This window comes from Pseudomonas sp. 14P_5.3_Bac1, from assembly GCF_025466135.1.
Taxonomy (GTDB): Bacteria; Pseudomonadota; Gammaproteobacteria; order Pseudomonadales; family Pseudomonadaceae; genus Aquipseudomonas.
Window position 1 is genome coordinate 32,798 of sequence record NZ_JANLOF010000080.1, and the last position, 22,205, is coordinate 55,002.

Consider the following 22,205-nt stretch of genomic DNA (forward strand, 5'->3'; position numbering starts at 1 on the left):
CTCCGCTATCGCGGGCAAGCCCGCTCCCACATGGTTTTAGGTGATGTCGGCCGCGACCGGCGCGTCCAGGCCCATGGCATGCAGGCGGGCGTAATAGCCGTTCTGGGCCAGCAGCTCGGCGTGGGTGCCGCGCTCGACAATCCGACCGTCGTCCATCACCAGGATCAGGTCGGCCTTCTCAATGGTGGAGAGGCGATGCGCAATCACCAACGTCGTGCGGCCCTGCATGACTTTGTCCAGCGCAGCCTGGATGTGCCGCTCGGATTCGGTGTCGAGGGCCGAGGTGGCCTCGTCGAGAATCAACAGCGGCGCGTTCTTGAGCAACGCCCGCGCGATTGCCAGGCGCTGGCGCTGGCCGCCGGACAACAGCACGCCATTTTCGCCAACCTGGGTGTCGAAACCCTTCGGCAACTGGTCGATGAAGTCTTTGGCATAAGCATCCGCCGCCGCCGCTTCAACGTCCGCGCGGGGCGCACCCGCCAGGTCGCCATAGGCGATGTTGTTGGTGACGGTGTCGCTGAACAAGGTCACGTGCTGGGTGACCTGGGCGATGTGCCGACGCAGGTTGAGCAGCTTGTAGTCTTCGATCTCTACGCCGTCGAGCAGGATTTCACCGCTCTCGTGGTGGTAGAAACGCGGAATCAGGCTGGCCAGGGTCGACTTGCCGCTGCCGGAGCGCCCCACCAGCGCGATCATCTGCCCAGGCTCGGCGGTGAAGCTGATGTCCTTGAGCACGTGGCGTTCGGTGCCCGGGTAGGTGAAGTTCAGGTGACGCACTTCCAGGCGGCCGCTGACCTTGTCGCGCTCAACGGTGCCGCGGTCGATTTCCTGCTCTTCGTCCAACTGCTCGAAAATGCTTTCAGCACCGGCCACACCTTTCTGGATGGTCGAGCTGACTTCCGACAATTGACGGATCGGCTTGGGCAGCAAGCCAGCCAAGGTGATGTAAGCCACCATGTCACCGGCCGATGCGTCACCGCGAAGGTAAAGCACCAGGAACATCAACACCGCCATGGCGGTGTAGATCACCAGTTGCAACAACGGGGTGTAGATCGCCCCGGTGCGGGTCATGCGCAGTTGCTTGTCGGTGTTGCCCTGGCTGGCCTTGAGGAAACGCTTCTCCTCGTAGACTTCACCGCCGAAGCTGCGCACCACACGGTAGCCCTGGATGGTTTCCGACGCGACGTGAGTCACGTCGCCCATGGCCACCTGGATCTTCTTGCTCTGCTTGCGGAATTTCTTGCTGGCCGTGCTGACCATCACCGCAATCAACGGCAGGATGGCGATCATCACCAGCGTCAGGCGCCAATTCATGAACAGCAGCGAGGCGAACAGGAAGATCACCGTCATGCCTTCGCGGATCACCACCTTGATGGCATCGGTCGCCGCACCCGTGACCATGGTCACGTTAAAGGTGATGCGCGAAATCAGGTGCCCGGAGTTGTGGTTGTCGAAGTAGCGGTTGGGCAGCGTCAGCAGGTTGTTGAACAACTGCACGCGCAGGTCGTGGACCAGGCCCAGGGAAACCTTGGCCAGCAGGTAGTTGCCCAGGAACGAACCCAGGCCCTGCCAGGCTGCGATCAGAATGATCAACAAGGGCACGGCTTGCAGCAATTGCAGGTCACGCAGGAACGGTACGCTGGGGAACAGCACCGCTTCAGGGTTGGACAAACCGTCGACGAAGTACTTGAGGATGTACCCCAGCATGGGCTGGGTCGACGCGAAAATCAGAAATCCGACAATACTCAACGCGAACAAGCCGGCATAGGGCTTAACGTACATGAGCAGGCGGAAGTATATTTTCAAGCTCGAAGGGCTTGCGCTCGGACTGGAGTCGGTCATATCACGCGGCGTTTTGAAAAAGGAGGCTGACTTTAGCACAGCTTCTCTGTTGTACTTGCACCCGGTATGACCCTCGGCCTGGTTGGATCCAACCGACGACATTATATAGCCACTACTTTAAGATGGTCGGCTTTCTCTATTCTGGAATGGCTTTTCTGTATGCACTCCAAGCGCCTTATCTATGGCTCAAATCGCGTTTTCGACTTCCTGGTCCTATGGATTTTGCCCATTGGCTTGTTGTTGCTTCTGAGTTCATTGTTTTACGTCACCAACCGCAACGTCATGCACCGTCTCTACTACGGCTTTTTCAGTGTGCCGACCTTGTTCCTGCTGTGCCTGCGCCCGCGGGAAATCAAAGAACTGCTGCGCGAACCTTTGATCATTGCGCTTCTGGCATTTTGCGCCTGGGCACTGATCACCGTGCTGTGGAGCCCGCAACCCACCGGCGATTCCAACCTGTTCAAGGTGCCGCTGCAAACCTTCATGCTGTTTGCCGGCTGTGGGCTGTTGCTGCACTACCGCAGCGAGCTGTTCAAACCGATTTTTTTCAGCGCCGCCGTGATTGCCCTGGTGGTGTGCCTGTTCAACCTGGTGGCATTCGCCAAAGGCTTCGTGCCCGGCGTGAGCGTGCGCATGATCGGCGGCCTGGGTGCTCTCGATAACCCGCTGCTCAGCTCCCATCTGTTCGGCTTTTTCTGCATCTATTGGCTGTATGTCTGCATCACCACCCAGCGCTTGCAGGTGCTGTTGTTCAGCGCGCCTGCTCTGGCGGTCATGACGCTCGCGGTGCTGGCCACAGGCTCTCGCACGCCGCTGGTTGCACTGACGCTGGCCGCCGTGTGGGTGGCGTTTGTCAGCCGCAATCGCCGCTCGGCCCTGATGATCGCGGTCCTGGTGCTTGGCGCTGCAGCGCTGCTGCTGTTTTATCCTGAAGCGATTACCGAGCGTGGCAGTTCATACCGTTTTGAATTGTGGGGCATGACCCTGCAGCGTATCGCCGACCATCCGCTGATCGGCCACAGCTACGACTCCGAACTGTCCTTGATCGTGGACGGTTACGAACTGATGGAGCCGCACAGCTTTGCCCTCGGCGTGCTCTATTACGTCGGCATCATCGGCTTTATCCCATGGATCTTCATGCTTGGCTGGGGCCTGTACAAAGGTTTCAAAGAGCGCGCACAACCGCTGTTTCTGCTGACGTCCGCCCTGCTGGCCTACGGCATCGGCGCCGGTCTGACCGAAGGCGGCGGGATCCTGTCGCGCCCCAAGGAGCATTGGTTCCTGCTGTGGATTCCGCTGGCGCTGATCGCCGGCCTGAGTATCGCCAAGCGCCGTCACAGCCTGCTGAGCATGCGTGTGCAAACGCCCGCACCGCTGGCGTTCGACACCCTGCGTAAAGGCGCTGCCGTCATCGAGGAAGATGGTCTTGGGCCCAAGGTCCTGCGTCTTGAGGATGGCAGCTTCCTCAAGCTGTTCAGGGCGCGCCGCTGGTACACCTCCGGGGGTTTCAATCCGTATTCGGAACGCTTTGCCAGCAACAGTGAACACCTGCAGCAACTGGGTATCGCGTCACCGCGGATTCTCGATGTGTATAGCTTGCGCGATGGAAGCAGTGCCGTGCGCTATCAGCCACTCCCCGGCCTGACCCTGCGCCAGGCGCTGCAAAGCCTGGACAGCAGCCTGCGAGAATCGCTGATCGAACGCTTTGGCAGGTTCATGGCCCAGCTGCATGAACGCGGCGTGTACTTCCGCTCGCTGCACTTGGGCAACGTTCTGCTGATGGATGATGGTGAGTTCGGCCTGATCGACGTGGCCGACATGCGCCTTTATCCCTCGCCGCTGCGCAACACGCTGCGCCAGCGCAACGTGAAGCACATGCAACGCTACTCGCAGGACCGCAACTGGTTGTTCGAAGCGCACTTTGAACAGTTGGCCAGTGGCTATGCGCTGGTTGCGTCGCCGCAAGCCACGGTCAAAATCCGTGAGCACGTGCTGACCCTGGCACGCCCCGCCGCTTGAAGCACGCCAAGTGCGCCCCGGCGAGGGGCGCACACAGGATGTGTCAGTCTTTTTCCAGCGGCGAAAAATACAGCCGCGCCAAACCCCGCCAGGTTTTCTTGTTCCAGGCCCGAAACGGGATCTGCGCCAACAACTCTCGCGCCAACGCGCGATTGCGGTTGGAGGTCTTGAGGAACATGGAGCTGAGAAACTTGTAACGCACCTCGTCATAGAGCGGGTGGTCACTGAACAACGCGTAAGAACGCAGGATATTGTCGATCATGAATCGGTGGTTCTTGTACGAGTTGGTGGCGTGCTTGCGGTAGCGGGCCATGACCACGTTCAGACCATCGATGAAGTACCCGGCATGGGTGATCTTCAATTCGATCAACAAGTCTTCCAGGCGAATCTCGGGGTCAAACCCACCGACCTTTTCCAGCGCCTCACGCCGAATCATCAGCGTGGGTGCCGGCGGATAGGGTTTGCGCTCCAGGAACATGTCGTCGAAGTCCAGGCGCCGAAACGGCACGTCGCGGCGCTGGCGCTTCTCGGGAAGCAGTTCGCCTCGCGAATCGATCAGCTCGATGTTACCCGCACAGATACCCACTTCCGGCTTGCCGTCCATGTAAGCCACCTGAGTCGCAATGCGCTCTGGCTTCATGATGTCATCGGAGCCGAACGGCACGATCAGCGGGCCGTGGGAGCGTGCAATAGCGCCATTGAGCGTATTCGTCAGGCCTTGATTCTGCTGGACGCGAAAGTCGAACGTGTAGCGCTCCTGCAGGCGGCGGATGCGCTCGACACTGTCGTCTGTCGAGCCGTCATCGATCACCAGCAGTTCGATGTTGGGGTAGGTCTGGTTCAACACACTGAGGATGCTTTCCTCGATGTACGGGCCGTGGTTGTACGAGGCGATGATCACCGTGACCAAGGGCTGACTCTGGTTCATACGCTGTTCCTGCGTGCTTGGGCCAACCCGGACTCGATCAGCTCCAGGTATTGCTGGCGGAACACCTCAATGTCATGTTGCGCCTGAAGGTACTGGTAAGCCTGCTCGCCCTTTTGCGCGAGCGCCTCATCGGACAGCGCCAGATAGGTGTCCAGCGCCTGGGTCAATTCGGGCACGTTGGCCGGCTCCACCGCCAGGCCACCGGCACCTTCAATCAGTGGCAGCATGGCCGGCACACTGGAGGCGATCACCGGCAGGCGGCCGCTCATGCCTTCCAGCAGCGCCAGGCCCAAGCCTTCAGCCAGCGAGGGCATGGCCCAGATATCGAAAGCGCGCACGTACTGCAGGGCGTTTTCCTTGAAGCCCAGCAAGTGCACCCGCCCATCAAGGCCAAGGCTCTGGATCTGCGCGGCCAGGTTGGCCTGCTCACGCCCCGCGCCAATGATGGCGAGTTGCGCCGCAGGGTATTTATCCTTGAGCGCTGCAAACGCCTGCAGCAAATAGGTGTGACCCTTGACCGGAACCAGACGCCCCAGGGCGCCGATCAACCGCACCGAAGGGTCAATGCCCAGTAACTCACGCGCGCGTTCGCGCGAATGCTGCAAGCCTTCGGCCTGCTCGATGTCGATGGCGTTGGTAATCGCGTAGGTATTGCTGTCGGTAAACCCGCACTGGCAGTCCAGCAAGTACTGTTTGACCGCCGGCGAAACCCCGACAAACCGCCAATGCTCGTCGATCCAGCGCTGCGCCTGTTTACGGCGGTAGAGACGGTCATACTCGCCAAAGCCGTGGGAGATCCCGATACACAGTGGAATCTTCAACCAGCGGTTGAGTTGCAACATCATGTTGACCGGCTTGAAGCGGTTGCACACCACCACGTCAAACTGTTCCTTGCGACAGAACTTATACATCTGCCACATAGCGCGCAGCCTCAAGCCCTTGAGCGCCTTGTCGGAGAAATCGAAGTAGACCGACGTTGCCGCCCGGCTGACCGGGTCCGCAGGCCCGGGTCGGCCACGCAAAAACGCGGCGGTGACTTCATAGCGATCCGCAGGCAATGCCTTGACGATCTGTTCGGCCAGGTCGGCAAAATCATGGGATTTAACATTGTAGTCAGGCTGCAATTGCAGGACCTTGAAACGCCGACTCATAACTCTCCTCGATGGAAACCTGTGGCATCAACGACCCACGACGGTTCAGCCGCCAGCGCCTCGACGTACTCGCTGTCGGGCTCCGGTAACCGTGGCCACTGATTACGCTTCCAGCAGACAAAATGGAAATAGGGAAATTCGCGCTCGCCGTCCAGGTCATTGGTGAGGCGACCGTTATTCCAGAACCACTGATGCGGGAAGCGATCACTGCCGTCGTGCCATTTGATCACACCGCCCGGCGTACTGAACGCCTCGGTGAACTCACTGCGGCGGCGCCAGGGATTGAGCTTGCCGACCAACTCGAACAACGGTTTCGGAAAATTCTTGCGCCACAGGAAAATCCTGCTGAACGCGCCTTCATCCAGCGCATGATGCGCCTGATCGGTGAAACGCGCTTCCCAATCCTTGATCTGCATGAACACCTGGCGCTTTCTGGCGGTATTGCGCATCAGGCACAAATGGCCGGCGACCCGTCGTTCGTGGGTCGAGAACAAATCATAGCCAGCCAGTCGGTCGGGCGTGAAATAGCGGCGCAGGTCGCCGTAAATAAGGTCCAGGTCGCCGAACGCCCAAAAGTCATACCCCTCGAGGCGATCGGCATGGATATGCCCCAGCGCAGGCTTGATGTCACACAACTTATAAGCCGCTTGCGGGGCAAACGGGATGTTCAACCGTTGTGAAACCAACGCGCAGTAATCGGCAAAGGTAATGCTTTCAATCCTGACGTTGTCCGGAACGTTGCTCGGTATCGGGCAGTCGCTGAACAACAGCCAGTCAATATCTGCATTGTGTCGGCAGCTTTCGAGAAAAAACGGCATCCAGAATGGCCAGCGGCCAAAGTACGGAATGAGGAAGAGGATGCGGGGGCACTGATTGATCAAAACGGACTCACTGTCATTTTTTACGGGAGCGCGCTGCGCCCCTCCACGTTACGTAACCTTACTTGTGCTTGATGAACCAAAAAAGTTCATGTCGCCTTACAGCCTTGCGGTAAAACTCATTTTCCCCCCAGGGTGAAATGGCCCTTGCAGCCAGCAACCGTTGGATCGCACGCCGCACGCGCCGCTTGAACGGCATCCTGGGCTGCAAGTCATGCATCATGCCCAGCGACATGGCCTTGTCACGCTGTTGTTCGGCAGACACCGGCACGCAAAAAGGCTGCAAGGTGATGCTCGAATCAAAACAGGGTGGCAACGCGATGCCGTTGCCCGAATCGCCCATCGGCCAGCGGTCATTGTCATGCAGGTGATTGGCGTAGCCGAGCAGCGTGGTCGGCTGCCACTCCAGCCCTTGCAGGGCTTGCAGCACGGCCTGCTGTGCGCAGACATGGTCAGGGTGCGGGTCGAGCACCGGATGCGGCAGCACGATAACGTCAGGACGCGCCATCAGCAGCACCGCCCGCAAATCTGCCAGCAGATTATTCCAGGTCGGCCGGCCATCGGCATCCGCAGGCAGTGGGAACGGGTTGAATTGGCGAAACACGCGAATGTCGCTCAACTCGGCCTCTCGGGACGCCACGGCGCGATCAGGCTCGGCCCGCATCGCCGCCAGCTGCAGGCAGAAATACCCCAGCTGCACGCAATGTTCCTGTGGCACACCCGCCCAACGCGGCACGGCGATACTGTCCCAGGCGCGCAATCGGCCCTTGAGGCGCGCAGCCTCGGGCTTGGCCAGGCCCATTTGTTGATAATGCTCGGCTTCGACTTCGCCGGCCGTCAACGTCACGATCCAGGGCTGCGCCGCCTGACTGTACAGGCCAAAGGCGGCAAGCTCGGCATCATCGGCATGGGGTGCAATCACCATCACCCGCTGCTGACGCACGTCGGGCTGGCGGAATACCGACAACACCGGCGTACCTTGCACACGGCAGAACCGGCCACTCAGGCGCAGTTGCCCAGCGAGCAGCGCTTGCGCCTGGCCGGTGAGATTCAAGTAGCGCAAGCCGTTGACGCCGCGCTCGAACACCTGCCGATCACCCTGTGGCAAGGCGATAAACGGATCAATAAAGCGCCCCAGCAAGCCGCTTTTGAGCCGTAGCGCAAGGATCAGCGTCTCGTCGCCCGACAGCTCCAGCGCCTGCTCCAGCAGCAATCGGCCGTTATCCAGAACAACCTTGGGTTGCTCGGTCTCGGCCGCAAAGGCGTACTGATAGTCATCGCCGGGCGAGTAAAACAGATGGTCGGCAAACCAGGCTTCATGGGCCACCCAGGCCAGGATTGCCAACAGCAGCGGCAGCCACCAGGCCACCGCCACGCCGACGCCGATCAACACCAGCAAACCGACCAGCAGCGCCACGCGCTTGTTGCGGCGATGGCGTTTGAGCAGGGCTTGCTTGCGGCTGGGAGAATCACTCATACCTTGAACACCGGCACCGGGTTGCACCAACGGTCTTTGTACTCGCGGTCTGCCCGGCCAAACGAAAATCGCAGCGGCTTGCCGGCTTCCCGCGCCTGTTCCCAGGCACTTTGCGTATTGAGGAAACTCAGCACGCTACCGGGGCTGAACTCACGCGTCTGAGGGTCTACGCCGCCATTGACGTATTCAACGCTGACCCACTCTGGCGCCTCAACGCGGTAAACCAGTTGAATGGCGATCGGCGCATCGTTGAGGAAAATCACCGAACCGATCAACCATTCACGCAGCAGCTCGATCACCTGCGCCATGCGCTCGGCACCGGTGGCGGGAAAGCCCCAGCGGCGCTGGAACAAATCACAGTAAATTGCCGCCAGCTCGGCACTGGTGAATGTCTGGACCGCACGCACCACACCGCCCGCCTCTTCCAGCAGACGCAACTCGCGGCGCTGGTTATAGCGAAATTTCTTCGACAGTTCTTCCGGGGTACGCGCCATGGCCAACTGCTCGGTCTGCAGCTGGATGCCGGCGAAACGGCCTTCATTCAGCGCCGACAGGTAGCGCGCGCGATGACGCAACGGGGCTTGAGCATCGGCGGCGGCAGGCAGAATCAACTCGGCATTGCCCAGGTCGAACAAGCCCTTCTTGCCTTTGCGCTTGAGCACATCCTTGGATAACGCCAAGTCCTGGCCCCAGGTCGCAATACAGGCCTTGAGCTCGCCGCCTTGCTCCCACGCCAGGTAGCGCACAGGAATCTCGGCCAGCCCGGCAAGACGCTCAACCACCTGCGGATGGGTGGCAACACTGCCGCCGTAACGCTGCCAGGCGTCGCTGTAGGTGGACGCTTCAACGACGGACCAGCCACGCTCGCGCCAGCCTTGGAATCGATTGAGCATCACGCCCTCGCGGTCAGTTCAGTAACGTGCGGCAGCCGCCAGAAGGCAGCGCGAACCGCCTGGTCCGAGAACTGCTCGTACAAGCGCTCCAGCATCATCTGGGCGCATTGCGCGTGCTGCTGACGATCCATTGCCGCCAGGTGCCGAAGCCCCTGGCCCAAGTGTTCGGCATCGCCGAAGGGAAACAGGATCCCCACGCCTTCGACCACTTCCCGGGCGCCACCGCACGCTGTTGCCAACAGCGGCACGCCGGCGGCCATGGCCTCCAGCAGTACCATGCCGAAAGGTTCGTGATCGGAACTCAGGGCAAAGGCGTCGAAGGCTCGGAAGTAAAGGCGCGCATCCGGCACCTGGCCGAGGAACAGCACCTGTTCGGCAATCCCAAGCTCACGGGCCAAGGCCTTGAGGTCTTTCTCCAAGCGGCCGGTGCCGAGGATGGCCAGACGACTTTGTGCCGGCAAATGCGGCAGCGCCAGGGCAAAGCCCTTGAGCAAGGTGGCCTGGTCCTTGTCCGGGTGCAGGCGGCCAACGTTGCCGACCACCCACTCATCCGGCGACAGCCCCAGCGCATCGCGCGCCGCTTCGGCCGGAACCTGCAGGGCCTGCATGGCGTCGACATCGATGCGGTTGTACAGCGTTTGAATCCGCGCTGCCGGCCAGGCTGGCAAGCAACGGCGCATGTCATCACGCACCGCATCGGACACACCCAGCAGGCTCAAACGCTTGCGGAAAATCGACGCAAACAGCTTGCGGCTGCGGCGCCCATAGTCACCAAACGCATGATGCACACCGATCACCGGCAAGCGCGTGCCGAGCAAGGCGATATAGATCGGCTTGAACCGGTGAGCAATGCAGAAACTGAAATTGCGTGACGCCGCGATCTTGCGCAGCTCACCGATGGCGCCCAGCTTCAGGCCACGAATGGCCTTGGAGCTGAATTCCATGAACAACACTTCATCAGAGGCACAACCGGCCGCCACATCGGGGTCGGCGACCCCGGTGAGAAACACCGTGGTCACCTTGTAGCCCGAGCCTGCGAACAGGCTGGCGTACTGCCGCGCGCAATCGAGGAACGGCCCGTCATAGCCGTGGCAGAACTGCAGGACGTGGCGATCAGCCGACCGAGTCATAAGGGTCCACGCCGTCTTTGACGACCAGGATGTCTTCCATGATCAGGTACTGCAGGTCCGAGCCGAAGAACATGTTCAGCGCGTCGGTCGGCGAGCAGATCATTGCTTCGCCACGACGGTTGAGCGAGGTGTTCAGCGACACGCCGTTGCCGGTGAGTACTTCCAGCTCTTTCATCATGTCGTAGTAGCGCGGGTTGTACTCGCGCTTGAGCACCTGGGCGCGGGAAGTACCATCTTCATGGACCACTTCCGGCACGCGGGTTTTCCATTCTTCCGACACTTCAAAGGTGAAGGTCATGAACGGCGCCGGGTGATCGACCTTGATCATCTGCGGCGCAACGGTGTCGAGCATCGACGGGCAGAAAGGCCTCCAACGCTCGCGGAACTTGATCTGGTGGTTGATGCGATCCGCCACGCCGGTGGCGCTTGGGCAACCAATGATCGAACGACCGCCCAACGCGCGCGGGCCAAACTCCATGCGGCCCTGGAACCAGGCCACCGGGTTGCCGTCGACCATGATCTTGGCGATGCGCTTGGGCATGTTCTCGATCTTGCGCCATACCGGTTTGCTTGCGTGCTTGGCGCACGCGGCGATCACGTCTTCGTTGCTGTAGGACGGGCCGAGGTAGACGTGATCCATCTTCTCGACCGGTACGCCACGGGCGTGGGACACGTAGGCGGCGGCACCCACCGCGGTGCCGGCATCGCCGGACGCCGGCTGCACGAACAGCTCCTTGACGTCATCGCGGGCAATGATCTTCTGGTTCAGTTTGACGTTCAGCGCGCAGCCGCCAGCGAAGGCCAGCTTGCCGGTGTCTTTGAGGATATCGCCCAAGTAGTGGTCGATCATCTGCAGGGCCAGCTTCTCGAACAGCGCTTGCATGCTGGCCGCGTAGTGGATGTACGGCTCGTCGGCGATATCGCCTTCGCGCTTGGGACCCAGCCACTCGATCAGTTTTGGCGAGAAGTAGAACCCCTTGCCCTTCTCTTTGTAGCGACGCAGGCCGATGACGTTGGCGTAGTCGGTGTTGATCACCAGCTCGCCGTTCTCAAACGAGGCCAGGCGCGAGAAATCGTACTTGCTGGCATCGCCATACGGCGCCATGCCCATGACCTTGAACTCGCCGTCGAGCATCTCGAAACCGAGGAACTCGGTGATCGCGCCATACAGGCCGCCGAGGGAGTCCGGGTCGTAGAATTCCTTGATCTTGTGGATCTTGCCGTTTTCGCCGTAGCCGAAAAAGGTGGTGGCGTACTCGCCCTTGCCGTCGATCCCCAGGATCGCGGTTTTCTCCTGGAAACCCGAGCAGTGGTAAGCGCTGGAGGCGTGGGCCAGGTGGTGCTCAACCGGTTCGATCTTGATTTTCTTCGGGTCGAAGCCCAGTTGCTCCAGGCACCAGACGATCTTGTTGCGATAGCGCTTGTAGCGACGGTTGCCCATCAGGATCGCGTCAAGAGCGCGGTCCGGGGCGTACCAGTAACGCTTGGCATAGTGCCAGCGCGCCTCACCGAACAGGCTGATCGGGGCGAACGGAATCGCCACCACATCAACGTCGGAGGGCTTGATACCGGCTTGTTCCAGGCAGAACTTCGCCGACTCGTAGGGCATGCGGTTCTTTGCATGTTTGTCGCGTACGAAGCGCTCTTCTTCGGCGGCCGCGATCAGCTTGCCGTCGATATACAAGGCTGCGGAAGGATCATGGCTAAGGGCGCCGGACAGGCCAAGAATCGTCAATGCCACAGGGGTCTAGCCTCTTTTAGTCTGCATGCAGGCGGGGTGCGCCTGAAAAAAGTGTGCCTCTCGCCTGGACGAGAAACAGCTAAAGGGCGGGATTATAGCGTAAACACGCCACGTGATGATCTAGGGAATGTGGCGACCGGTTGTCACTGCGCCTAGCGGTAGATCGTGTAGGGCAGCACCAGCGTGTCCGCCACACCGGAGGCAATCGCCTCAATGGCGATGATCGGGAACGCATTGCTTTCGCGCGGGGAAAGGTTGGGTCGTTATTGATCGTGCCGCAGCCGGTGAGCACTGCGAGCGTCAGCACCCATAGAAGGTTGAAACCACGATTCATAGACAACTCCATTTGTCATGGCCGGCTCATGCACAGCCTCGCTCAAGAACCGCCAGGGCGCCAATAGACGCTGATGTTGCCGTCATTTGCCTGGCGATAAATCGTGTACGGCAACACAACGGTATCGGCAACGCCGGACGCTGCAATGTCCAGCAGCACGAAGGGTATCAGTACGCCGGTCGGATCGGGAGCCGCGTGCAGCGCGCAGAAATCAAAGGCCACGCCACTGTAAACGCGAGGTATGGACTGGCAGTACGTTTTGATAAGCCGCAGCTCACGCGCGGTGTCACCGTCTTTGCGGATGACGCTGTTGACGGTCCCACAACCGCCCACCAGCAGTGCGGCAATGCCCATTGCAGCCGTGATTTTCATTGTGATTGTCCTGTGATCGCCAACGGCCGGCCACGCTATCAGCGAAATGTCGGCTCCCCCACCCAAGCGCATCGCCAAATTGCGTACGAAAAATCCGAAATGGTAAAAACTCAGCATTTCACTAAACTCGCGGCCTTTTGCGCGTTTATGTCTTATGCGCCACGGATTCGGGCTGCCCCATGAAAACCCTCGCTCGCCTCACCCTATTGCTGCCAAGCCTGTTCACCTTGTGCGACACCGCCCAGGCTGAAGACGCAGCCCTGATCCTCGACCCCAGTGTGGTGACCGGTTCACGCAGCGCCAGCCCGACGTTCGACCTTCCGTATTCGGTCGACAGCATCAGCCGTGAGCAGATCAGCGACGGCCAACTGGGCATCAATGCCTCTGAAGCCCTGTCCCGCGTGCCTGGCCTGGTGGTGCAGAACCGTCAGAACTACGCGCAGGACCTGCAGATTTCCTCACGCGGCTTCGGTGCGCGCTCGGCGTTTGGCGTGCGCGGCATCAAGCTGATCGCCGACGGCATCCCCGCCAGCACTCCGGATGGCCAGGGCCAGGCCGCCACGTTCAACCTCGACACCGCCGAACGCATCGAAGTGCTGCGCGGCCCGGCCGCCACGCTGTATGGCAGCAATGCCGGCGGCGTGATCCAGATGTTCTCGCGCGATGGCGAAGGCCCGCCGCGCATCGGCGCCGAAACGCTGGTGGGCAGCGACGGCCTGAACAAGAACCACCTGACGGCCGAAGGCGCGGCAAATGGCGCCGGTTTTGTACTCGACGCCTCGCGCATGGACACCGACGGTTACCGCGACCACAGCAGCGCCCGTCGTGACCAGACCTTTGCCAAACTGAATGTCCAGCCCGATGACGACAGCAAACTGGCGCTGATCTACAGCAGCCTGGAGCAAAACGGCACGCAAGACCCGTTGGGCCAGACCTGGGCCGCGTACAAGGCGGACCCGCGCTCGGTGGCGCCGGCCGCGCTGCAGTACAACACGCGAAAAAGCATCGATCATCAGCAATTGGGCCTGAATTACGAGCGCTATATCGGCGATGCGACGCTGCAGGTGAATGCGTATACCGGGCGGCGGAGTGTGATTCAATATTTGTCGATTCCCGGCGGTACGCCGTCAGACAAGCGCGGTGGCGTGGTGGACTTCGACCGCAAGTTCTACGGCGGCTCCGTCCACTGGCTGCAACCCATCACCAGCGCCCCTGGCGACCTGACCCTGATCACCGGCCTCGACTACGACCGCAGCCAGGATGATCGCCAAGGCTACTCCAACACCCTCAACGGCGTGCACGGCGTCAAAGGCGCGCTGGGCCGCGATGAAATCGACACCGCCACCAGCCTCGACCCGTTCGTGCAGGCCAACTGGCTGCTGGGCGACTGGACCCTGCAAGCCGGCCTGCGTCACAGCACCATGAAGATGGACGTGGACGACCACTTCCTCAGCGATGGCAACGACAGCGGCAACAAGACCTACCAGAAGAACACGCCGTCAGTGAGCGTGATGTATGCCTTCACGCCGGACCTGCATGGCTATGTGAGCGCGGGCAAAGGGTTTGAAACCCCGACCCAGGCGGAGTCGGCGTATTCCAGCAGCTCAAACGGCTTCAATTTCGCGCTCAAGCCGTCGGTCAGCAAGCAGTATGAAATGGGGCTCAAGGCCCGGGTTGGCCAAGACACGCGCGTGAATGCTGCGGTGTTCCAGATCACCACCGATGACGAACTGGTCGTACAGCAATCCAGCGGCGGTCGCACCACCTACCAGAACGCCGGTCGCACCTTACGCCGTGGCTTCGAACTGAGCCTGGAAAGCCAATTGACCGAACAGTGGAGCACCCACCTCGCCTACACCCGCCTGCACGCCACCTATGACAGCGACTTCGTCAGCGGCGCCAGCACGGCGATCGACAAAGGCAACTACCTGCCCGGCGTGCCCCAGACCACGCTCTTCGCCGAGCTGAACTGGAAACCACGCGACTGGGTCAACACTGCCCTCGAAGGCATGTACCGCAGCAAAGTCTACGTGGAAGACACCAACCAGCAACGCGCCGCACCCGCCTACAGCGTGTTCAACTGGCGTGCGCGCTTCGAGCAGAAGGTCGAGCACTGGACCTTCCACCAGACCCTGCGCCTGGATAACTTGCTGGATCGCCAGTACGTGGGTTCGGTGATCGTCGGGGACGGCAACTTCCGCTATTACGAAGCGGCGCCGGGAAGGTCGTGGTACGCGGGGGCGGGGGCTGAATATCAGTTTTGATCAACCAGCGCAGCGCCTGGGCGACCATCATCGCGGGCCAGCCCGCTCCCACATTCACCTGTGGGAGCGGGCTTGCCCGCGATAGGGCCGAAAGCCCGCTTTAACTGGCGGCGCCGATCTCTTTGGGCAAACGCTGATCGATCAGCTGATACAGCGCGCTGCTCTCGGGCCAGTTGCGCATAAACCGCGCGCGGTCCTTGGCAAACGCTGGCGCGAAGCTGGCGAGTGAGCTGTGCTGACACATGGCGTCCAGGTCGATCAACGCCCAGCGGTCTGCGTGCCAGAACAGGTTATGGCCTTTGAAGTCACCATGACTGATGCGCTCGCGAATCAGCTCGGCAAACAGATGATCCAGCGCCAGCAGCTCATTTTCTGGCGCGTCACCGCGCTCAACGTACGGCGCAAAACGCTCGATGATGTCCGGCCCGGGCAAGTATTCAGTCACCAGGTATGCCCGGCTGCGCAGCCACAAAAACCGCTTCTCCAACACCGCCAGCGGCTTGGGCGTCGCAATCCCCAGAAACGCCAGGCGGTTGCCTTCGCGCCACGAATGCCAGGCGCGGCTCGGGCGCCAGAAGCGCTTGAGCCAATGGGCAAATCCCTTGATGTTGTAGCGCTTGATCACCAGCGGCCGACCGGCCACCTCGACCTTGCCCACGCTGGCGGCCCCGCCGGTTTTGTACAGGTGGCCCTGATCCAGCAATGCATCGGCCTGCTCCAGCACCGGCAGCATGGCGGCCTCTTCCTCACGGTGAATCGCGCGCAAGGCAAAGGCGCCACGCACGACGCTGAACAGCGTGCAGTCGCGGCCAACCTTGTTCAAAAAGTCCTTCAAGCGCCAGGCGCTGACCTTGCGCACCTGTTTTTCGAGCGCTTCCAGCGGCACGGCATGCTCGCCATTGCTCAGCAGGTAATAGACCAATAATTCTTCGGTAAAGGGTTCGAGGTTTTTCGGCAATTGCGCAAAAAACACCCCGAGGTTTTCCAGTACCCGGTTGCGCGACAGCGGCTTGCCCGCGGCTTCGACACGAATGCCGGCGCCGTCAATCAGGTACAGCTTGCCGTCCTGGCGCAGCAGGTTGTCCAGGTGCAGGTCTTCCTGCCACAGCCCTTTGGCATGCATGTGGGCAATCGCCCCAAGCGCCTCGGCAAGCACGGCTGTTTGTTCGTCCGCCAGCGGCGGCAAGCCTTCAACTGCCTGCCAGGCATCGGCGAGGCTCTCGGCGCCCTCAATGAATTCGAACAGCAGCCAGCCGCCCTCGCCTTCCTGCAAGCCATCGGCCAACAGCTGCGGCGTGGTCAGGCCTTGCTCGGCGAGCAGGCGTACGCCGCTGAGCTCGCGCTGAAAATGACGTGCCGCCTTGCTGCCCACCAATAACTTGGCCAGCACCGTGCGCCCGCGCCAGACGCCGGCGCCCACATAACGCTCGCCCGGCAACACACGCAGCAGACTGAGCAATTGCAACTGCCCTGGGCCGGCGGCATCTGCCAGTTCAATGGTCAGCGGCAGGCTGGGCGTGCGGCCGGCTTTTTTCAGCTCGGACAAACGCATCAGCGGTTCTCCTTGTGGCTGCGACGCGCCGTCAGCCGTTCAAACCAGGCGCCCACCTTTGCGCTGTTTTCAGGCTCTGCCAGGTAGGCCGCCAGCAACTGCCGCACTTGCGCGTCCGTCCACTGCGGCGCGCGGCGCAGCAGCGGCTCCAGGTCTTTGACCCGGTCACGTTGGCCGAACAACAGCGGGCGGGTTTTCTCCAGGTCGATCAGCTGCGCGGCGTAACCGTCGCCCAGGGTCTGCAGAAAAATATGCTTGGGATAAAAACAGCCATGCACCTGGCCTACGCTGTGCAGATGACGGGCCAACTGACCGCAGGCCAGCAGAATCGCGCGGTGCTGGGCGTCAGTCAGTTGCGGCCACTGTTCCAGCAACGAATCCAGGTCGTTCCAACCGTCCAGGGCACGGGTCAGCAACATCGCGCGATGCTCGCCGCTGACCTTGCGCTCACCGAAAAACGCGGCCTGCAACGCCGGAATACCGAGTTTCTGATAACGGCTGATATTGCGAAATTCGCGCGCAAAGGTGGGCTCGCCAAACGGCTTGTGCAGCGTGCGTGTCAGGTAGTTGCTCTGGCGCTTGAGGTAGTAACCCTGCCCTTCAAGCTCCAGGCGAAACACGCTGCTCCAGCCACCCTTGCTGGTATTGGGCTCGTCCACCGCGTCCAGTTGCCTGGCCCACAGGGCGTCGAAGGTTGCCAGACCATGGCGCTCCAGCAGAGCGCGGTCTTCGGCCGCCAGGAAATCACTCATTCGCGTCCCTCGAAAAACTTCACCACGTGGCGAATTCGCTGTTTGTCTGACGCCGTCAGGTGCGTGCGTTGGCGGTATTGCATGTAGAAGCGCAGGCGCTGAGTGGCCGACAAGTGATACTTGGCGACCTTGTCCAGGCAGGCCAGGTCCTTGGTAATTCGGTACTTGAGCCAGAAACCGCGCCAGAAATCACCGTTGGGGCAATCGATGAGGTACAGGGTCTGCTGGTCGTCGACCAGCAGGTTGCGCCACTTCAAATCGTTATGGGTGAAGCGGTGCTCATGCATGGTGCGCGTGTATTCGGCGAGCTGGCGACTGATCACGCTGACCCACTTGGGGTCTTTCAAGCGCGGATCTTTGCGATCAGCCAGCATCGACAGGTCTTCAGTCTTGGGCAGCTCGCGGGTGATCATCGCGCCCCGCGCGTAGGCCAGGCCTTTGCGCTCCAGCCCCCAGGCCACCACGTCGGCGGTGGGAATGCCCCACTTGGCGAAACGCTTGAGGTTCTGCCATTCGGACTTCACCCGAGGTTTGCCCAAGTAGCGGCGCAGGCCCTTGCCGGCGCCGACGTAGCGCTTGACGTAGTAATTGATCCCGCCGCGCGCCACCCGAATCACTTCCGACAACGGGTCGCGGGTCAGGCGCTCGCCTTGCAGGGCGAATACCGCTTCGAGGCTGCCGAAATCATCCGCCAGGGCGGCGTAAGCAGGTTCCAGGTTCCAACCCGCCATCAGAGCGCATCCCCGTAGCGTTGTTTACGTGCATAAAGCTTGTCGGCCTTGGTTTGCAGCCACTGCAACAAGGCATTTTCTTCAGCGAGGATCTGGCGCAACGGCTGCTGGAAGTAGCCTTTGAGGAAGCGCAACTTGTCACGACGCGTCAGGCCGATGTCCAGCGCCGAGAAGTACAACGCGGCCAGGTCTTTGTCGCGCCAGCGATGACTGATTTTGTCGCGGGTCTGGGCGCGGTGCAGGTCGATCACCGACAACTTGAAGTTATCAGCCGTCACCGGCGTATCGGTGTGCAACAGGAAGTGGCAGATGTAGCAATCCCGATGGTTGACCCCACCGCGATGCATCATGCCGGTCATGCGCGCCACTTCGGCGATCAGCGCGCGCTTGAGGCGCGGCGCGGGCGGCTGCTTGAGCCAGTCGATGCTGAAATCTTCCAGGCTGACAGTCGGCGCCAGTTCTTCAGTGATGATGAACGAGTGCTGGTCGGCCGGGTTGCTGCCGCGCTCGCCGTACGCCACGGCGGTCATGGTCGGCACGCCGATCTGCTGCAGGCGCTGGATGGCCTGCCACTCCTGGCCCGCACCGAGCACCGGCAGCTTGGCGGTGACCAGATTCTTGACGATCTCGCCCCAGCCGATGCCACGGTGGATCTTCACGAAATAGCCACGCCCATCCACCTCGGTGCGCAAGGTGCGCCGGGCTTCAAGTTCACGGTACACCTCGCCTTCCAGCCGCTCGACTTCGGCGAAGGCATCACGCCCGGCCCAGAGGGTCTTGAACGGTTCGGCAAGCATCAACTTCATCGTTTTGGCTCCGCCAGAATCACATCCGCCGCGTGCTGCGGCATGCTGTAGAGGTCGGCCGTCTCGGCGTACGCCAACCCATTACGGCCCCAGGCCGCGCGCTGTGCAGTGTCGGTGAGCATGCGTGTCAGGTAGTGGTTGAGCTGCGTTTGATCGAACGGCTCGTCCAGCACCAACCCACTGTCGGCCTCGCTGATGTAATGGGCGTAACCACACACCGCCGAGACCAGCACCGGCAACCCGGCCACCAGGGCTTCGAGCAACACGGTGCCGGTGTTTTCGTTGTACGCCGGGTGGATCAACAGGTCGGCGCCCAGCAGGAAACGCGGAATATCGCTGCGCCCTTTGAGGAACTGCACGTTATCGCCCAGCCCCAACGTAGCACTCTGCAATTGGAATACTTTGGGGTCGTCCTGGCCAATTACAAACAGACGCGTGCGTTTTTTCAGTTCCGCCGGTAAGGCGGCCACGGCCTTGAGGCTGCGGTCGACGCCCTTGGTCTTGAAGCCGGAACCGATTTGCACCAGCAGCAAGTCGTCGCCGGCGAGGTTGAATTCCTGGCGGAAACCTTCGCGGATCTCGGCGGCATTCGGCGGCGCGCGGCGGTCCTGGGCGATGCCCGGCGGCAGCAGGTGGAAGCGCTCCAACGGGGTGTCGTAATGCTTGATGAACAGCGGTTGCTGCACTTCAGAGATCATCAGGATTTCAGTCTTGGCGTCCCTGGCGAACACCGCGCGCTCGTACTCGGCAAAGTGGCGGTAACGGCCAAAGCGTTTGTACAGCGAATGGCGCAGGTTTTGCGCCTTGTCTTCAAAGCAGCCATCGGCGGCGTAGTACACGTCCAGACCGGGCATTTTGTTGAAGCCGATCAGACGGTCCACCGGGCGTTTGGCCAGGTCGGCTTCCATCCAGGCGCTGAGCTTTTCATTGCGCCGATGGTTGAAGAACGCCTTGACCGGCGCCACCAGCACTTCGAAGCCGGGCGGAATGTCGCCTTCCCAGATCAGCGTGTAGACACGAATCTGATGGCCGCGCTGCTGGCACTCCAGGGCGATACGCATGAAGTCGCGCTGCAGGCCACCGAAGGGGAAATATTTGTACAGAACAAAAGCCAGTTGCATCAGTGCAGCTCCTCAGCCAGTAACAACGTGCTCAGTCGGCTTGCCACACGCTCAGGGTTCAGGCGCGTGAAGCACAGGGGCGACTCGCGCTTGATGTCGAACCGACGCAGGTCGTCGGCCGTTGGTTGATAGGTACAGTGTTTTTGCAGGCACGGCGCGCACGGGAAGTCGCTGGCCAGGTGAATCTGGCCCTTGCCATAGGCGCCGGTCAGGCCGGGGTTGGTGGGGCCGAACAGGGAAATGGTCGGCACGTCCAACGCTGCGGCCAGATGACCCAGGCCCGTGTCCACCGCCACGCAGGCACGGGCGCCGGCCAGCACGCGGGCCACGCCGGCCAGGTTGAGCTTGGGCAGCACTTCGGCGTGTTGCAGGCCATGGGCCAAGCGCTCGGCACGGGCTTTTTCGTCGGCATTGCCCCACGGCAACTTCACGTCCACGCCCAGGCGGCCCATGCGCTCGGCCAGCTCGCGCCAATAGGCTTCGGGCCAATGCTTGGTGTCCCAGGTGGTGCCGTGCAGCAGCAGCACAAATGGTTTTTTCGGCGGCAGGCCGAGCAGCTTTTCAGTGCTCAGGCCGTAGTCGCCCAGCCCTTTGGGCAGGTCGTAGCCCAGCGCAACGGCGAACAGCTGGCGCAAACGCTCCACCGCATGCTGCCCACGGGCCACGGCCAAACGGCGCGAGTAGAAACGTGCAGCGATGGGTTCGCGTGCAGAATGCTTGTCGAAACCCGCGACCGGAGCGCGCACGTAGCGCGTCAGCCAGGCGCTTTTCAGCAGGCCTTGGGCGTCAATCACCAAGTCATACTTGGTCGACTGAACACGCTGCTTGAACCGTCGCCACTCGCCGCTCTTGATGGTTTGCCAGATGTTTTTGCGCCAGCGACGAATTGCCACCGGGATCACCTGGTCCACCGCCGGGTGCCAGGTGGGGATCTCGGCAAAGCCTTCTTCCACCACCCAGTCAAAGCGAATGCCGGGGATCGCCCGCGCCGCGTCGGTCAGTGCCGGCAAGGCGTGGATCACGTCGCCCAGGGATGAGGTCTTGACTACCAGTACTCGCAAACTAACGGACCTCGACCACGGAGCCTTGCAACCGCTGCAACGCGTCGCTGACCGGCTGCGGCAGCAGCTGGCGCAGGCAATTGTAGTGGCCGAAACGGCAAGTACGCTCAAAACACGGACTGCAATCCAGGCCCAGGCGCACCACTTCGACCTTGTCGGCCAACGGAGGTGTGAAGCCAGGCGAGGTCGAGCCGTACACCGCCACCAGTGGGCGGTTCAACGCGGCAGCCACGTGCATCAGCCCGGAGTCGTTGGACACCACCGAGTCGGCGCAGGACAGCAGGTCGATGGCTTCGGCCAGTGACGTGTCGCCGCTGAGGTTCACCGCTTCTTCACGCAGCCCAGGGATCAGGCGCTGACGGATGTCCTCGCCCACCGAGTGATCGTTTTTCGAGCCGAACAACCACACCTGCCAGCCTTCGCGAATCTTCATCTCGGCAACTTTGGCGTAATGCTCCGACGGCCAGCGCTTGGACTCGCCAAACTCCGCGCCTGGGCACAGCGCCAACACCGGACGGTCGAGCATCAGGCCGAACTTGGCCAGGGCCGCGTCACGGGTCACCGGGTCGATCTGCAAGCTGGGGCGCGGATACGGCGTCGGCAGCTCGGCACCAGGCTCGTAGGCCAGGGCCATGAAGCGCTCGATCATCAGCGGGTAGCGTGCTTTGTCGAGGGTGCGCACATCGTTGAGCAATACGTAGCGAAACTCGCCGCGCCAGCCGGTGCGTTTGGGGATGCCGGCGAAATACGGCACCAGCGCCGACTTGAGCGAGTTGGGCAACAGGATCGCCTGGTCGTACTGGCCGACCATGGATTTGCCGATGCGCCGGCGCGTCGCCAATTCGAGGGCACCGTGGCCGAGCGGGAAGCTCAAGGCCTTGCGCACCTGGGGCATACGCTCGAGGATCGGCCGGCTCCACTCGGGGGCGAGCACGTCGATTTGGCAGTCGGGATGACGCTGTTTGAGGCACTGGAACAGTGTCTGCGCCATCACCATGTCACCGACCCAACTGGGCCCAACGATCAGAATATTCATGTAGTTTCCACAAACGATGCGGGGAGGCTTATGCCTCCCCGCATCGACAATTATCCTAGGTTGCGGTAGCCACGGAACCGCTTTGTGTGGGGGGGGGGGGGGGGGGGGGGGGGGGGG

18 protein-coding genes are annotated in these 22,205 nt (G+C 61.5%); 2 read left to right on the forward strand and 16 right to left on the reverse strand.

Annotated elements, in window-relative coordinates; genetic code table 11:
• Window positions 1-36: 36 nt before the first annotated feature.
• Entirely contained in the window at window positions 37-1,842 is a 1,806-nt protein-coding gene (msbA, locus tag NTD89_RS22130; protein ID WP_145160101.1) for a lipid A export permease/ATP-binding protein MsbA, read from the reverse strand.
• Between the two features lie 159 nt (window positions 1,843-2,001).
• On the opposite strand from msbA, the gene NTD89_RS22135 reads away from it, so the two are divergent.
• On the forward strand, window positions 2,002-3,861 hold the full coding sequence (locus NTD89_RS22135) for a bifunctional O-antigen ligase/aminoglycoside phosphotransferase family protein (protein WP_262209732.1): 1,860 nt from the start codon (window positions 2,002-2,004) through the stop codon (window positions 3,859-3,861).
• Window positions 3,862-3,904: 43 nt separating this feature from the next.
• Here NTD89_RS22135 and NTD89_RS22140 read toward each other — a convergent pair whose 3' ends face one another.
• The 8 genes from NTD89_RS22140 to NTD89_RS22175 form a co-directional block, all read right to left on the reverse strand.
• Window positions 3,905-4,789 (reverse strand): glycosyltransferase, encoded by an 885-nt coding sequence (locus NTD89_RS22140; protein WP_145160097.1) that lies wholly within the window; start codon window positions 4,787-4,789, stop codon window positions 3,905-3,907.
• A complete protein-coding gene (locus NTD89_RS22145) occupies window positions 4,786-5,940 on the reverse strand; it encodes a glycosyltransferase family 4 protein (RefSeq protein WP_242198903.1) in 1,155 nt (384 codons plus the stop codon). The genes NTD89_RS22140 and NTD89_RS22145 overlap by 4 nt, the downstream gene beginning before the upstream one ends.
• Window positions 5,937-6,821, reverse strand: coding sequence for a DUF6625 family protein (locus tag NTD89_RS22150; RefSeq protein WP_242198901.1), 885 nt, complete (start codon window positions 6,819-6,821; stop codon window positions 5,937-5,939). Before NTD89_RS22150 ends, NTD89_RS22145 begins: the two co-directional genes overlap by 4 nt.
• A 58-nt stretch (window positions 6,822-6,879) precedes the next feature.
• Entirely contained in the window at window positions 6,880-8,295 is a 1,416-nt protein-coding gene (locus tag NTD89_RS22155) for a PIG-L family deacetylase (RefSeq protein WP_262209733.1), read from the reverse strand.
• A complete protein-coding gene (locus tag NTD89_RS22160) occupies window positions 8,292-9,188 on the reverse strand; it encodes an antimicrobial resistance protein Mig-14 (protein WP_262209735.1) in 897 nt (298 codons plus the stop codon). Before NTD89_RS22160 ends, NTD89_RS22155 begins: the two co-directional genes overlap by 4 nt.
• Entirely contained in the window at window positions 9,188-10,318 is a 1,131-nt protein-coding gene (locus tag NTD89_RS22165) for a glycosyltransferase (RefSeq protein ID WP_262209736.1), read from the reverse strand. Before NTD89_RS22165 ends, NTD89_RS22160 begins: the two co-directional genes overlap by 1 nt.
• Entirely contained in the window at window positions 10,302-12,059 is a 1,758-nt protein-coding gene (locus NTD89_RS22170; protein ID WP_262209737.1) for a carbamoyltransferase, read from the reverse strand. Before NTD89_RS22170 ends, NTD89_RS22165 begins: the two co-directional genes overlap by 17 nt.
• Before the next feature lie 376 nt (window positions 12,060-12,435).
• The gene (locus NTD89_RS22175) at window positions 12,436-12,765 is read right to left on the reverse strand and encodes a YceK/YidQ family lipoprotein (RefSeq protein ID WP_242198891.1); all 330 of its coding nucleotides are present in this window, start codon (window positions 12,763-12,765) and stop codon (window positions 12,436-12,438) included.
• 179 nt (window positions 12,766-12,944) lie between these two features.
• On the opposite strand from NTD89_RS22175, the gene NTD89_RS22180 reads away from it, so the two are divergent.
• A complete protein-coding gene (locus tag NTD89_RS22180) occupies window positions 12,945-15,029 on the forward strand; it encodes a TonB-dependent receptor family protein (protein ID WP_262209739.1) in 2,085 nt (694 codons plus the stop codon).
• A gap of 100 nt (window positions 15,030-15,129) precedes the next feature.
• Here NTD89_RS22180 and NTD89_RS22185 read toward each other — a convergent pair whose 3' ends face one another.
• Genes NTD89_RS22185 through waaF form a run of 7 tightly spaced genes read right to left on the reverse strand, consistent with a single transcriptional unit; the run spans window position 15,130 to window position 22,088 of the window.
• Window positions 15,130-16,581 carry a lipopolysaccharide kinase InaA family protein gene (locus NTD89_RS22185; RefSeq protein WP_262209740.1) on the reverse strand — a complete coding sequence of 484 codons (1,452 nt, stop codon included), beginning with the start codon at window positions 16,579-16,581 and terminating at the stop codon, window positions 15,130-15,132.
• Window positions 16,581-17,333, reverse strand: coding sequence for a lipopolysaccharide kinase InaA family protein (locus NTD89_RS22190; RefSeq protein ID WP_262209741.1), 753 nt, complete (start codon window positions 17,331-17,333; stop codon window positions 16,581-16,583). Before NTD89_RS22190 ends, NTD89_RS22185 begins: the two co-directional genes overlap by 1 nt.
• The gene (locus NTD89_RS22195) at window positions 17,330-18,064 is read right to left on the reverse strand and encodes a lipopolysaccharide kinase InaA family protein (protein ID WP_145160075.1); all 735 of its coding nucleotides are present in this window, start codon (window positions 18,062-18,064) and stop codon (window positions 17,330-17,332) included. Before NTD89_RS22195 ends, NTD89_RS22190 begins: the two co-directional genes overlap by 4 nt.
• The gene (gene rfaP, locus NTD89_RS22200) at window positions 18,064-18,870 is read right to left on the reverse strand and encodes a lipopolysaccharide core heptose(I) kinase RfaP (protein WP_145160073.1); all 807 of its coding nucleotides are present in this window, start codon (window positions 18,868-18,870) and stop codon (window positions 18,064-18,066) included. The genes NTD89_RS22195 and rfaP overlap by 1 nt, the downstream gene beginning before the upstream one ends.
• The gene (locus NTD89_RS22205) at window positions 18,867-19,991 is read right to left on the reverse strand and encodes a glycosyltransferase family 4 protein (RefSeq protein ID WP_242198883.1); all 1,125 of its coding nucleotides are present in this window, start codon (window positions 19,989-19,991) and stop codon (window positions 18,867-18,869) included. Before NTD89_RS22205 ends, rfaP begins: the two co-directional genes overlap by 4 nt.
• The gene (gene waaC, locus NTD89_RS22210; RefSeq protein WP_262209742.1) at window positions 19,991-21,052 is read right to left on the reverse strand and encodes a lipopolysaccharide heptosyltransferase I; all 1,062 of its coding nucleotides are present in this window, start codon (window positions 21,050-21,052) and stop codon (window positions 19,991-19,993) included. Before waaC ends, NTD89_RS22205 begins: the two co-directional genes overlap by 1 nt.
• Before the next feature lies 1 nt (window position 21,053).
• A complete protein-coding gene (gene waaF, locus NTD89_RS22215; RefSeq protein ID WP_262209743.1) occupies window positions 21,054-22,088 on the reverse strand; it encodes a lipopolysaccharide heptosyltransferase II in 1,035 nt (344 codons plus the stop codon).
• Between the last annotated feature and the right edge of the window lie 117 nt (window positions 22,089-22,205).